The 12,576-nt window shown below is 71.3% G+C and carries 10 protein-coding genes; 1 reads left to right on the forward strand and 9 read right to left on the reverse strand.

The genetic code is table 11. The features are described 5' to 3' along the window. Positions 1-71: 71 nt before the first annotated feature. The 6 genes from J2X41_RS17960 to J2X41_RS17985 all read right to left on the reverse strand — a co-directional run bounded on the left by J2X41_RS17960 (position 72) and on the right by J2X41_RS17985 (position 5,028). Positions 72-2,717, reverse strand: coding sequence for a glycoside hydrolase family 3 C-terminal domain-containing protein (locus J2X41_RS17960; RefSeq protein WP_310083826.1), 2,646 nt, complete (start codon positions 2,715-2,717; stop codon positions 72-74). A gap of 137 nt (positions 2,718-2,854) precedes the next feature. Further along, complete coding sequence (locus J2X41_RS17965) at positions 2,855-3,169, reverse strand: hypothetical protein (protein WP_310083829.1); 315 nt, start codon at positions 3,167-3,169, stop codon at positions 2,855-2,857. After that, positions 3,166-3,414: a hypothetical protein gene (locus tag J2X41_RS17970; protein ID WP_310083830.1), complete on the reverse strand. Its 249-nt coding sequence runs from the start codon at positions 3,412-3,414 to the stop codon at positions 3,166-3,168. The genes J2X41_RS17965 and J2X41_RS17970 overlap by 4 nt, the downstream gene beginning before the upstream one ends. Continuing rightward, a complete protein-coding gene (locus J2X41_RS17975) occupies positions 3,414-3,746 on the reverse strand; it encodes a DUF6481 family protein (RefSeq protein ID WP_310083833.1) in 333 nt (110 codons plus the stop codon). The genes J2X41_RS17970 and J2X41_RS17975 overlap by 1 nt, the downstream gene beginning before the upstream one ends. A gap of 22 nt (positions 3,747-3,768) precedes the next feature. Then, a complete protein-coding gene (locus tag J2X41_RS17980) occupies positions 3,769-3,894 on the reverse strand; it encodes a hypothetical protein (protein ID WP_156402172.1) in 126 nt (41 codons plus the stop codon). Between the two features lie 393 nt (positions 3,895-4,287). After that, the gene (locus J2X41_RS17985; protein ID WP_310083836.1) at positions 4,288-5,028 is read right to left on the reverse strand and encodes an enoyl-CoA hydratase/isomerase family protein; all 741 of its coding nucleotides are present in this window, start codon (positions 5,026-5,028) and stop codon (positions 4,288-4,290) included. Between the two features lie 284 nt (positions 5,029-5,312). Here J2X41_RS17985 and ccrA point away from each other — a divergent pair, with 284 nt between their 5' ends. After that, positions 5,313-6,584 (forward strand): crotonyl-CoA carboxylase/reductase, encoded by a 1,272-nt coding sequence (ccrA, locus tag J2X41_RS17990; RefSeq protein ID WP_310083839.1) that lies wholly within the window; start codon positions 5,313-5,315, stop codon positions 6,582-6,584. Here the strand turns inward: ccrA and J2X41_RS17995 are convergent. The 3 genes from J2X41_RS17995 to J2X41_RS18005 all read right to left on the reverse strand — a co-directional run bounded on the left by J2X41_RS17995 (position 6,568) and on the right by J2X41_RS18005 (position 12,232). Next, positions 6,568-9,945 (reverse strand): M1 family aminopeptidase, encoded by a 3,378-nt coding sequence (locus J2X41_RS17995; protein ID WP_310083841.1) that lies wholly within the window; start codon positions 9,943-9,945, stop codon positions 6,568-6,570. The two genes, ccrA and J2X41_RS17995, sit on opposite strands and share 17 nt — an antisense overlap. Positions 9,946-10,014: 69 nt before the next feature. Beyond that, the gene (locus tag J2X41_RS18000) at positions 10,015-11,205 is read right to left on the reverse strand and encodes an MFS transporter (RefSeq protein WP_310083844.1); all 1,191 of its coding nucleotides are present in this window, start codon (positions 11,203-11,205) and stop codon (positions 10,015-10,017) included. 61 nt (positions 11,206-11,266) lie between these two features. Next, positions 11,267-12,232: an NAD-dependent epimerase/dehydratase family protein gene (locus tag J2X41_RS18005; RefSeq protein ID WP_310083846.1), complete on the reverse strand. Its 966-nt coding sequence runs from the start codon at positions 12,230-12,232 to the stop codon at positions 11,267-11,269. Between the last annotated feature and the right edge of the window lie 344 nt (positions 12,233-12,576).

Here is a 12,576-nt window from a genome sequence, read left to right on the forward strand (position 1 = left end):
AGACCGCGAAGCGGTCAGGTGGGGGCAAGTGGGTGAGCCTCTGAAACCCTCGACCTATGGAAGAGGGAGACCTATCGCGAAAGCTGGACGGCGCTCCCCTCGACCACGAACCGCGCCTCGACCCCGGCCGCCGTGGCCAGCCCCAGCCGGCTCACCGGCTGGCCGCCGCCGATCCACAGGGTGACCGAACCCGGCGCAATCGACCGGCTCCCGTCCGCCGCCACCACGCTCATCGCCGCGCCGTCCAGGGCGAACCGCACGCGGCGGGTCTCACCGACCTTCAGATGCACCCGTTGGAAGCCGTGGAGCGACCGCGCCGGCGCGCCGGCCACGTCGCGCGAGACGTAGAGCTGCACCACCTCGTCGCCGTCGCGCGGCCCGCTGTTGGTGACGTCGACCGCCACGCCCTGGGCCTCGCCGGCCTTCACCGCCGCCTGCTCCAGCACCGGCTCGCCATAGGCGAACCGCGTGTAGCTGAGGCCATGGCCGAACGGATACAGCGCCTCACCGCCGAAGTAGCGATAGGTGCGGCCGGCCATGCCGTAGTCCTTGAACGGCGGCAGCTGGTCGGCCGAGCGGTAGAAGGTCACGGGCAGGCGGCCGGCCGGGCTGAAGTCGCCCGCCAGCAGGCCGGCCACGGCGCGACCGCCCTCGCCGCCCGGATACCAGGCCTCGACGATGGCCGGCAGGTGGGCGTCGGCCCAGTTCACGCTCAGCGCCGAACCGTTCATCAGCACCAGGACGACCGGCTTGCCGACGGCGTGCAGGCGCTCCAGCAGGCCCTCCTGGGCGGCGGGCAGGTCCAGGCTGGTGCGGTCGCCGCCGGCGAAGCCCGGGGCCCGCACCGACATCTCCTCGCCCTCCAGCTTGGCGGTCAGCCCGCCGACGAACACCACCAGGTCGGCGGCCTTGGCCGCGGCCACGGCGGCGTCGGCCCCGCGGCTGGGCCGGCTCCATTGCAGGCGCAGGTCGCCGCGCGAGCCGGACTGGTTGGCCTCGACGACGATCGCATGGGCCTTGCCCGCCGTCAGGGCGACCTGGCCGTCTGGGGCGGAGTCGGACGCACGGGTCCAGGCGTCGACCACGGTTCGGCCGTCGACGATCACCCGGTAGCCGCCCTCGCCGCTGACCGACAGACGGTGGACGCCGGTCTCGGTCGGGACCAGCGTTCCCGTCCAGCGCATCGAGGTCTGGCGCTCCTGGCGCTGGGGTCGCCCCCAGCTGAACCTGGCGTTGGCGGCCGCTTCGGTCGAGGTCGCCGGCCCCTCAAGGTCCAGGCCGTGGAAGGTCTCGACCTTCAGGTCCTTCAGCGCCGAGTCCGGCACGGTCTCGCGCGGCGCCTCGGTCCAACCGCTGCCCTCGACGAAGTCGATCCGGGCGCCGGGGAAGCGCGCGCGCAGGCCCGCCAGCACGGTGACCGGCCGGGACGGCGTGCCGTTGTAGTTACCGACCAGGGCGTCCAGGCTGTCGGCGTTGGGACCGATCACCGCGATCCGGGCCGGGGCGGCCTTCAGCGGCAGCAGGCCGTCGTTCTTCAGCAGCACCAGCGAGGCCTTGGCCGCCTCCAGCGACAGGGCGCGGTGCTCGGGCGTATCGTTCTCGGCGGCCGTGATCTTGAAGTACGGCACGCGCGCGGGCGGATCGAACAGGCCCAGCTTCAGCCGCGCGACGAACAATCGCCGGACCGCCTGGTCCAGTTCGGCCTCGCTCAGCAGGCCATGGCGGACGGCGTCGACGATCGGCGCGATGTCGGCGCTCTTGTCGGGCCCGAACTCGCCGCAGAACAGGTCGGTCCCGGCCTTGATGCTGACGGCGGCGGCCTGCTCGGCGGTCTTCACATAGCCGTGCGAGGTGGGCAGGAAGACGTCGGCGATGGCCGCGCAATCCGAGACCACATGACCGGAAAAGCCCCAGTCGCGGCGCAGCCGGTTGGCCAGCAGGGCGGTGTTGGCGCAGGCCGGCGCGCCGTCGACGGCGTTGTAGGCGCACATCACCGACTCGACCCGGGCCCGGGTCACCAGGGCCTTGAAGGCCGGCAGGTAGGTGTCCTCCAGGTCGTGGGCCGAGGGGTGGATGTCGTCGCGATGGCGGTCGGCCTCGGGGCCGCTGTGGACCGCGAAGTGCTTGGCCGTGGCCACGGTCTTGTAATAGGTCGGGTCGTCACCCTGCAGGCCAGTGGCGAAGGCCACGCCCATCTCGGCCGTCAGGAACGGGTCCTCGCCATAGGTCTCCTGGCCCCGGCCCCAGCGCGGATCGCGGAAGATGTTGATGTTGGGCGACCAGACGGTCAGGCCGCGATACTGGGCCGAGCCGCCGTTCGCCGCGCGCGTCGCCACGTACTTGGCGCGGAACTCGGTGGCGATGGTGTCGGCGACGCCATGGACCATCGGCGCGTCCCAGGTAGCGGCCAGGCCGATGGCCTGCGGGAACACCGTGGCCTCGCCCGCCCGGGCCACGCCGTGCAGCCCCTCGCTCCACCAGTTGTAGGCCGGTACGGAGAGGCGCGGGATGGCGGGGGCGGCGTGCTTCAGCTGGCCGGCCTTCTCCTCCAGGGTCATGGCCGAGACCAGAGCCGCGGCGCGGGCGTCGGGCTTCAGGGCCGGGTCCAGGAACGCCGCCGGCGCCTGAGCGAAGGCGGGCGGCCCCAGGCCCATGACCGCCAAGGCCAGAGCCAGGGCGAGCGCGCCGCCGGATGGAATGATCGCTGAAGCCTTCACGCGTTTCCCCTCGTCCCGCGACCTTGAAAGGTCGTCTTGCCCGGCGCGACACCGGTGTCAGAGGTATGTAGACACAGGCTGGGGATCAGGAACAGCGAAAAGGTACCGGTACCTTTGGCAAGGCCGCCATGGCCGTCCTATCCCGCCAGCCAGGCCAAGGCCCGCCGGGCCAGAACGACGAAAACCGCTCCCAACGTCGCCAGCAGCCCTGCGGCCGGGACCAGCAGCAGCGGACCTCCCCAACGCGGTCCGCCGGCGGTGCGCGCGGCGATCAGGAACAGGATCAGCAGCACGGCCGCGGCGGCGATGGCGATCCACAGGCCCGGCCGCGCCCCGCCGGCCCGACGCGGGAAGGCCTGCCAGCGCACGAGCCCGCCGATCCGCCGTTCGGGCCCGATCCGCCTGGCCCCTTCGCTTCGGAGTCGCCGCCGCCGTCCGTACGAGGCGCTCATCGGCGGAGCGCCTCGATGATCCGGCAGCGGACGCTCCAGCCCTCGCCGCCGCGATCGGTGAAGTCGGTGACCACCAGTTCGTAGACCTCGCCGTCCTGGGTGAGCGTGCACAGGTCGCCCACCCGCATCGGTCGGGCGTGGCGCGAGCGGATATGGGCCTCGCGCAGGGTGATCAGGTTGTCGCACAGCAGCTCGTAATCCTGCGAGCCGAACGGCGAGACCGGGACCGGCGCGCGCTTAGCCATCAGCGGCGCGCCTTGCGGGCCGCGTACTTGGCGTCGCGCTTGTCCTTGGCCTCGGCCTCGGTCGGAGCCTTGGCCCGCTTGCGTTCGGCCCGCTCGACCGCCGCGACCGCCGCCCCGGCGGCGACGGCGTCGGCCGCCTTCTTCTTGACGGTGCGGACCGCCTGGCGTTCGGCGCGCACGGCCTTCAGCTCGGCCGCCGCCGCGACGCCGCGCTCGTCGAACAACGGATCGGCCGCCGCCGGCTTGGGCTTGAACTTGGCCAGCAGCGCCTGCTTGGCCTCGGCGGCCGCCTTCAGCCGGTCGGCCAGCCGGGCGCCCTTGGTCTCGTTCATGTCGTGCTCTTCATCGGAGGGGTCAGGTCTTGGTGCCGCGCAGCGCGTCGGGGTCGATCGGCCGGGGCCGCGTGGGCTGATTACCGGTCGAGCGGGGGTCGTTGAGGCCCTTGGGCCCCGTGGGGCGGGTGCCGGGATAGGTCTTCATGGGAGTCTCCTTCGATCGGGGGCGACGGGAACGCGGCGGCTATTTCTTCTTGCCGCCCAGCGGAGACAGCAGGGTCGGCGCGGCGGCGGCGATCACCTTGGGCTTGGCGGTCTTGGGCTTGCGGACTTCACGATTGCCTTTGGACAAGGAGCGTTCCTTTTTCGAAGAGAAAACCGCGCGCGACGGCGCGCGCGATGAACGGCGATATCAGGTCCGTGAAGGGCGCTGGTCGTGGCGGTTGACGGTCATGCGACCCCTTTCCGGGGTGCGTCGAGACGGCCCGCCAAGCGGGCTGGAACTCGTCGAGGGCGCGTCCTAGCGCCTTGATGGAGCTTAGCACGGTTGAGGGACCGGCCGTTGGAAATACGTTCCCCCCCGCCCGGGCGTACTGGGTCACCCCCGCTTGAACAGCGTGGTCCGCTTGGCCATGAACGCCGCGATCGCCTCGCGGTGGTCGGCGCTGGCCACCAGGGCGGGCAGCTCCTCCTCGACATAGGAGCGGCCGTCGACCACCCGCTTGGTGGCCTCCACCGCCAGGGGCGCGCGCGAGGCGATCCATTCGGCCAGGTGGAACGCCTCCGGCAGCAGGCGCTCGGGGGCGTGGACGGCGGTGACGATCCCGTCGGCCAGGGCCCGCTCGGGACCGAACTGGGCCCCGGTCAGCAGGTGGGCCTTGGCCCGGGCGACGCCGATCAGCCGCGGCAGGCGCGCGACCGAGGCCATCAGCCCGATATTGACCCCGGAGGCGGCGAACACCGCCCGCTCGCTGGCCAGGCGGATGTCGCAGGCCAGGGCCAGCTCCAGCCCGCCGCCGAAGCACCAGCCATCGATGGCGGCGATGAGCGGCACGCGCAGGGCCTCGATCCAGTCCATCAGCCGGTTGAAGTTCTCGACCGCCGCCAGGGCGTCGGGCGCGGTCCGTCCATGGGCCTCGCGCAGGTCGTCGCCGGCGCAGAACACCCCGCCCCGGCCGGTCAGCACCACCGCGCGGACCTCGTCGTCGGTGGCGATCTCGTCGAGGATCTTCACCAGCTGGGCCCGCACGGCCAGCCCCAGGGCGTTGGCCGGCGGGGCGTCCAGCTCCAACAGCAGGATCGAGCCGGTGGGGCGGCTGACGTGGATCATCGCGCTCATCGGCCGAACGTGGCGGATGAGGGCTGGTTTGGAAAGCTGAGCCGTTTGTTCTTCGCCGCGAGGAAGGCGGTCGTTTCACGCGCAACCATGCTGCGACGCAACAACTTTCCCCTTGCCAGAGTCAAACGCTTGTCACAGCCTGGACAGGCCTTGGCGGCGGAACATCGCGCGCGGAGGCCAGAACGATGGATCGACGCCGGGTTCCGAGCCGGCGGAACAGTCCACGGAGCGCAGGAAACCGTTCGAGCGTTCGTGTTGCGGCGCCGAAGAAACCGGGGAGCGAGATGACCGACACGCTGGACAAGACCGGACTGAAGGACCTCTACGAGATCGGCGAGATCCCGCCGGCCTTCCACGTGCCCAAGACCATGTACGCCTGGGCCATCCGCAAGGAACGCCACGGCAAGCCGTCCGACGCCATGCAGGTCGAGGTCGTGCCCACCTGGGAGATCGGCGAGGACGAGGTGCTGGTCCTGGTGATGGCCGCCGGCGTCAACTACAACGGCGTCTGGGCGGCGCTGGGTGAGCCGATCAGCCCGCTGGACGGCCACAAGCAGCCCTATCACGTGGCCGGGTCCGACGCCTCGGGGATCGTCTGGAAGGTCGGCGCCAAGGTCAAGCGCTGGAAGCTGGGCGACGAGGTTGTCATCCACTGCAACCAGGATGACGGCGACGACGAGGAGTGCAACGGCGGCGACCCGATGTTCTCGGCCAGCCAGCGGATCTGGGGCTACGAGACCCCGGACGGCAGCTTCGCCCAGTTCTGCCGGGTGCAGTCGCGCCAGCTGATGCCGCGGCCCCGGCACCTGACCTGGGAAGAGGCCGCCTGCTACACCCTGACCCTGGCCACCGCCTACCGCATGCTGTTCGGCCACAAGCCGCACGAGCTGAAGCCCGGCCAGAACGTGCTGGTCTGGGGGGCCTCGGGCGGGCTGGGCGTGTTCGCCGTGCAGCTGGCCGCCGTGGTCGGGGCCAACGCCATCGGCGTGGTCAGCGACGACGACAAGATCGACTATGTGAGGAGCATGGGCGCCAAGGCGGTGCTGAACCGCAAGGAGTTCAACTGCTGGGGCCAGCTGCCCAAGGTCAACGGTCCCGAGTTCGCCGACTACATGAAAGAAAGCCGCAAGTTCGGCAAAGCCATCTGGCAGGTCACCGGCAACCGCGACGTCGACCTGGTGTTCGAGCATCCGGGCGAGCAGACCTTCCCGGTCTCGGTGTTCGTGGTCAAGCGCGGCGGCATGGTGGCCATCTGCGCCGGCACCAGCGGCTTCAACCTGACCATGGACGCCCGCTTCCTTTGGATGCGCCAGAAGCGCGTCCAGGGCAGTCACTTCGCCAATCTGATGCAGGCCAGCGCCGCCAACCAGCTGGTCATCGACCGGCGGGTGGACCCCTGCCTGTCGGAAGTCTTCCCCTGGACCGACATCCCCGCCGCCCACGAAAAGATGCTGGCCAACCAGCACCTGCCCGGCAACATGGCCGTGCTGGTCTGCGCGCAGCGGCCGGGCCTGCGGACGTTCGAGGAAGTGGTGGAGATCAGCGCGGGGCTTTAGGCGCGACCTTAGCCCCCGGGCCCGCTTTCGGCTCCCCCGGCTTGGCGCGGGAAGGCTTGTCAACCCTGGCCTTGGGCGCCGGGCTCTTGATCGCCGCCATGGTCTCGTCCGGCCCACCGTAGAAGGTGACCGACGTGGGAGCGTCGCCCCGGAACAGCGACTCGACCCGCCCCCATCTCTCGGCCGGGCAATGGCGGCGCAGCGTGGCCATCAGGTCTTCGCTGGTCGCGTAGGGCGCGCCCTTGAAGCGGTGGGCGGCGAGAAACTCGCGCAAGGCGGCGTGCAGTGCCGCCTCGCCCATCAGGTCGCGCACGGTCTCCAGCACCAGGGCCGAGCGGTAGTAGGCGACGAAATTCTGGTCGGTGACCCGCGCCGGCGATTGCAGTGGGCCAGTGCGCTCGGCGAGGCCCTTCTGGTAGAGACTGTACTCGTTCCACAGGCCCTTATTGGCCATGACCCGCCCCTGCAGGCGGCTCTGGGCCATGAAGGCGCTGTACTCGGCCAACCCCTCCGACAGCAGCCGCGCGCCCTTGGCGTCGGCCCCGATCACCTGGTGCGCCCACCACTGGTGGGCCAATTCGTGCAGGGTGACGTTGGTCACATAGTCGAAGCCCTTGGGATCGCGCATGTCGGCGACGAAGCCGATGTTCTCGGAGAACGGGATCGTGCCCGCGAACGACTGGGCGTAGTCGCCATAGGCCGGAAACTCGACGATCCGCAAATAGTCGAACTGGTAGGGTCCGAACTGCGCCTGGTAGACGTCCAGGCCGCCCTCGACCGCCTTGATCATCCGTTCGACGTTGGCCTGGTGGCCCGGGTGGTAATAGATCGCGATGGCCACCTTGCCGTGCTGGACGCGGCGCACGGCGTAGCGCGCCGACTGGATCGAGAAGGCCGTGAGGATCGGCTGGTCCGAGACGAACCGGGCGGTGCGCCGTCCGTCCGCCACGCCGCTGGCCACCAGCTGGCCCGGCGCGATCGGCGTCTGGTCGGCGTCGGTGACCACGGTGATGTCCGACGTCGCCCAGTCGGCGTGGACGTCGTTCTGGCGCGTGGCGCGCGGATCCGACGGCTCGAACTCGCCGCGTTCGGCCGGCAGGCCCTGGCGACGGCGGGCGTCGGCGTCGGTCAGGAAGCCCTGGGTCCGCACGCCCAGGCTGGGCGCGAAGAGCCAGCTCTGCAGAAAGGTCCCGTTCTCGACGATGGCCGTCTGGCCGCCGTTGTCGCCAAAGCCGCGCGGCGTGATCTCCGAGCGGAACCGCAGGCGACGGCGCTCGCCGGGGGCCATGGGCCGGTCCAGGCGCAGGACGGCCAGGCCGTAGGGGCTGGACGTCCGGGTCGCGCCCTCGACGTCCAGGGTCGAGCGATCCAGCCCGCCCGGCATGTCGACATGGATCGTCCTCAGCGTCTGGCCCGTGCGGTTCTCGATCACGTAGGTCCCGTCGGCGATCAGGCTTGGCCGGCGCGGCCGGATGTCCACGCGCAGGGTCACCGCGACGATCGTCGGCTCGGGCAGGCCGACATAGGGCCGCACCGCGCGTTCCCAGTCGGCGGCCTGGCCCTCGGCCTGCTGCTTGGTGGTGTAGCTGTTCCAGACGTTGACGTTCAGGAAGACGAACCCGCCGACCACCAGCAGCGGCGCCGCGAGGCCGCCGGCGACCCAGCCGCCCGGACCGCGCAGCCGGCGCAGGGCCTGGTCACGGCGCGCCCGCCATGGCGCGGGCCGACCTCGCGGCCAGACCAGCCAGGCGGCCAGCAGCGCGATTCCCATCCACAACGACCAATAGAGGTTGATCCAGTCGCCGGCGTGGGTCCCGTCGCCGGCCGTGTTCATCTCCGACAGGCTGTTCGAAGGCCCGGCCAGGAACACCAGCAACGGATGATCGACGCCGTAGCTGGTGGTGACGAACGCCGCGCCGATCACCGCGCCCGTCACGCCCCAGGCGACATAGCGATTGGGCGACAGCGCCGCCGCCGCCACCGAGCCGGCGACCATCACCATCAAGGCGCCGCCGATCGGCAGCACCATCATCGACAGGTAGAGGTCGGGGCGACCGTCGAAATAGCCCTTGGCCGCCTGCACGGCGAAGGCCGACACCATGCCTGTCGCGCCCAGCAGCAGCACCACCCCCCCCATGGCCAGCACCTTGGCGGCCATCAGGCAGGCATCGGGAACCGGCGACACGTCGATCATCTCGCCGGCCTGGATGTCCCGGTCCCGCCAGACCAGCTCGCCGGCGTAGAAGGTGCAGACGATCAGCCCCATCAGGGTGAACCACTCGCGCAGATCGGCGGCCAGGATCCGGGTGGCGGGCAGGGCCGGGATCTCGTTGATCTCGCCGGCGCTCCACAGGCTCCAGAACGACAGCAGGGCCGACAGGGCGATCAGGATCAGCAGGGACGGGCTGCGCAACAGCATCCGCAACTCCCAGGCCAGGCGGGCGCGGAACTGCGCCAGGCGCGCGCCCGCGTCGAACCGGGGCGCGACACGCGGCCAGGCCATCGGCGCGGCCATGGCGGACACCGCGGCGGGCGACCGCCGCAGCCGGGCGATGTCGTCGATGCGCTCGAACAGCAGGGCCAGTCCCACCAGCCCGGTCGACAGCGCCGCCCAGGCCAGGCGGTTGTCGACCAGATAGCCGCCCCACCGCACGGCCGCCGCGGCCCGCAGCGCCGGATCCAGGTCGCCGAGGTCGGCGCGCAGGGCGATCAGGCCGAACGGTTCGATCAGCGAGACGGCGGTAAACCACCATCCCTGCAGCTGTTGCGAGAGGCTGACGGCCCGCAGCGCCAGCACCCACAGCACGATCACCGTCACATAGACCGCGGTCACCGAACGCAGGCCCGCCGCCAGGGCGAAGCACAGCGAGGTCAGGGCCGCGACAGTGGGCACGGCCACGACGAAGACCACCACCAGGGTCTGGGCCATGTCGAACGCACCGACCGCGGCCTTGTCGGTCCAGGGCGCGAACACGCCGGCGACCAGGCCCGACAGGCCGATCAGGAAGGCTAGATTGGCGGCGACCTGCGCGCCGATCCAGCGTCCCAGCAGGTGCTCGATCCGCCGCACCGGCGTGGCGCGCAGGATGGGCTCGAAGCCGCTGCGCGCGTCGCGCAGGGCCGCGTCGCCGGCCATGGCCACGACCACCGCCAGGTAGAAGACGCTGAGGATGACGACGGCCTTGGACAGCTCCGGCGGCGCGTTGCGCGAGGTGACGGCCGAGCCCAGGATCCCGTGCTTGGACATCAGCATCAGCGCGAAGGCGAAGAACAGCGCGCCGGCCACCCCGAACAGAGGCTGGCGGACCTGGCGGCCGATCTCGAACAGGGCGACATGGACCACGCGCCGGGCGCTGGCCACGGCGGCGCGCGCCCCGGCCCTAATGGCCTCCCTTAAACCGAATGGATCGACGCGCCCCACCGGCTCAACCTAGGGGCGGGCGAGATCCACCGCAACAGACTTGCTCATCCAGGTCAGCAATCCCGCCACCGCGCCCGCCAGGACGACGACCGGGACCAGGGCCCCGACCACCGCCGCGCCGTCGGCGCCGCCGCCGATCAACTGGGCGGCGGCCAGGGGGCCGAGGATCGAGCCGACGCGGCCAGCGGCCACCGCCGCCCCAACCCCAGCGCCCCGCACGGCGGCGGGATAGTACAGCGGTCCCAGGCCGTAGAGGGTGAACTGTCCGCCCATCAGCAGGAAGCCGGCGGCGAAGGCCAGGGCGGCGATGGTCCCGCCGTCGGCGGCGCCCGCCAGCACGACCAGGGTCGCGGCGAGCCCCGCGAAGCCGGCCAGCAGCGGCCAGCGCGCGCCGATCCGGTCGACGACCAGGCCGAAAGCCAGCCCGCCCGCCGCTCCGCCGAGATTGAACATCGCGGCCGCCCCGCTGGCCGAAGCCGGCGGCAGGTCGCGCGCCACCAGCAGGGTCGGCAGCCAGTTGAGCAGCAGGTGCAGGGTCAGGGCGGCCAGGGCGTAGCTGGTCCAGAGGCAGGCGGTGACTGGCCAGCGTCCGGCCCCGAACAGGGCGCGGGCGGTGTCGCCGCTTCGCCAGGCGGCGCGGTCGGGCCGTCCGACCGGCAGCAGCCGGTGGAGCAGCGGGGCGACGACCAGCGGCGCCAGGCCGCCGACCAGGAAGATCGTCCGCCAGTCGTCCAGGGCCATGGGCGTGCGGGCGACCAGTCCCGCCGCCGCGCCGCCCAGCGGCATGCCGCCGGCGATCAGGGCCACCATGGTCGCCTTGCGGGCCGGGCTGGCCTGTTCCGAGGCCAGGGCGATCAGCATCGGCATGGCGCCGCCCAGGCCCAGGCCGGTCAGGACTCGCACCAACAGCAGCGGCGCGAAGCCGCCGGCCAGGGCGGTCAGCAGCGAGAAGAGGCCGAACGCCGCCACCGAGCCGGCCAGCACCGGCCGTCGCCCGATCCGGTCGGCGAGCGCCCCGCCCAGGCTGGCCCCGACCATCAGCCCGACCAGGCTGGCGCTGAACGCCCAGCCGGCCTGGCTCGGCGTCAGGTGCAGGGCCGGCAGCATGCGCGGCGCCGCCACGCCCATCGCCTGGATGTCGAACCCCTCGATCATCGCCGCCAGCAGGCAGATCAGCCACACAGGCCAGGTTCGCTTCATGATCGCCCCTCCTTGAACCAAGCTACGTCGTCGCCGCATCCTCTCCCAGGGGGAGCAGGTGTCAGCGCTCCATCTCGTCCGCCGCCGTCCGCCCCAGGGCGTCGTCGAGATCCGTCACCTCGGCATAGCCCAGTCGGCGGCGGATCTTGGCGTTGTCGATGAACAGCGGGTAGCCCAGGTCCAGGCCCGACACCGCCTTGGCCAGCGCGCCCCGCGCCACGTCGGGATGAGCCAGCTGGACCTCGCCGGGCCAGTTCAGGTGCTCGGCGAAGGTCGCCGCCCAGGCGAGGTTGGTCGGGGTGTTGGCGCGGCCCAGGTTGAAGGTCTCGCCACTGGCCCGGGGATGGACGGCCGCCAGGGCGATCCCCGCCGCCACGTCGTCGACATAGCCGAAGGTCGCCCGCCAACTGGCCCACGGATGGGGAATCACGAACCGGGGTCGGCCCTGGACCATCGGCCGGATAGCCCACGAGAACCGCCGCTGCCGGTCGCCGGGCCCGAACACCATCGGCAGGCGCAGGATGGTCGCCTCCAGCCCCGCGGCCGCGCGGGCCGCCTCTTCCAGCGGGATCTTGTCGTAGCCGTCCATCCAGGCCTGGGGGTCGCCAGCGGCGCGCAGCCTGGCCAAGCGATAGGGAAAGCGACTGTCCCGCAGCGGCGCGTCCTCGGTCAGCCGGTCCCAGATCGGCGTCGGCCGGCCCTTGCGATGCAGGCCCTCGTAGTTGCGATAGACGTCGATCGAACTGACCAGCACGTAGCGGGCGATGCGGCCGGACAGGGCCTCGAGCAGCGGCAGGGTGTCGGCTTGCGTGTAGGCGATCAGGTCGACCACCGTGTCGGCGCCCAGATCGCGCACGGCGGCCAGCACCGCCGCCGGGTCGCGGCGGTCCAGCACCACCGACCTGGCTCTAGCCGCGACCGGCCGCGCGCCGTGATGGGCGACCGCCGTCTCGACGCCCTGGGCGACCAGCCGCGCCGCCACCGGCCCTCCGATGAAACCCGTCCCTCCAAGAACCAGGACGCCCATGCTGCTTCCCGCAACGTCTTCGCCAGGGGCCAGCGTATGCGCGAGCGCGCGCCATCGCTTCAAGGCAAATCCGCCACCTCTCCACCGTCATCCTCGGACTTGTTCCGAGGACCCCTGTTTCAACCGCGAGGAAGAGCGATCCGTGAAGCGGTGAGATCGCCGTGCACCCCCAACCGACAGCGCGGCGGAGATAGGGGTCCTCGGAACAAGTGTTCAGTCCGGGGACATCCCTGACAGGTGTTCGGGGAGATAGCTGACACATCATCATTGGCAGGATTGGCTCGAAAGGAGGGCGGTCCATGCCTTGGCGAGAGGTGTCGGCGATGGAGCAGCGTCGGGAGTTC

It is taken from the genome of Caulobacter sp. BE254 (assembly GCF_031457295.1).
GTDB lineage: Bacteria > Pseudomonadota > Alphaproteobacteria > Caulobacterales > Caulobacteraceae > Caulobacter.

Bases quoted from the DNA above. Each gene is read 5' to 3' on its own strand.
- J2X41_RS18000 (WP_310083844.1), bottom strand. From the start codon at position 11,205: ATGAAGCGAACCTGGCCTGTGTGGCTGATCTGCCTGCTGGCGGCGATG.
- J2X41_RS17965 (WP_310083829.1), bottom strand. From the start codon at position 3,169: ATGAGCGCCTCGTACGGACGGCGGCGGCGACTCCGAAGCGAAGGGGCC.
- J2X41_RS17975 (WP_310083833.1), bottom strand. From the start codon at position 3,746: ATGAACGAGACCAAGGGCGCCCGGCTGGCCGACCGGCTGAAGGCGGCC.
- J2X41_RS17985 (WP_310083836.1), bottom strand. From the start codon at position 5,028: ATGAGCGCGATGATCCACGTCAGCCGCCCCACCGGCTCGATCCTGCTG.
- J2X41_RS18005 (WP_310083846.1), bottom strand. From the start codon at position 12,232: ATGGGCGTCCTGGTTCTTGGAGGGACGGGTTTCATCGGAGGGCCGGTG.
- J2X41_RS17970 (WP_310083830.1), bottom strand. From the start codon at position 3,414: ATGGCTAAGCGCGCGCCGGTCCCGGTCTCGCCGTTCGGCTCGCAGGAT.
- J2X41_RS17980 (WP_156402172.1), bottom strand. From the start codon at position 3,894: ATGAAGACCTATCCCGGCACCCGCCCCACGGGGCCCAAGGGCCTCAAC.
- ccrA (WP_310083839.1), top strand. From the start codon at position 5,313: ATGACCGACACGCTGGACAAGACCGGACTGAAGGACCTCTACGAGATC.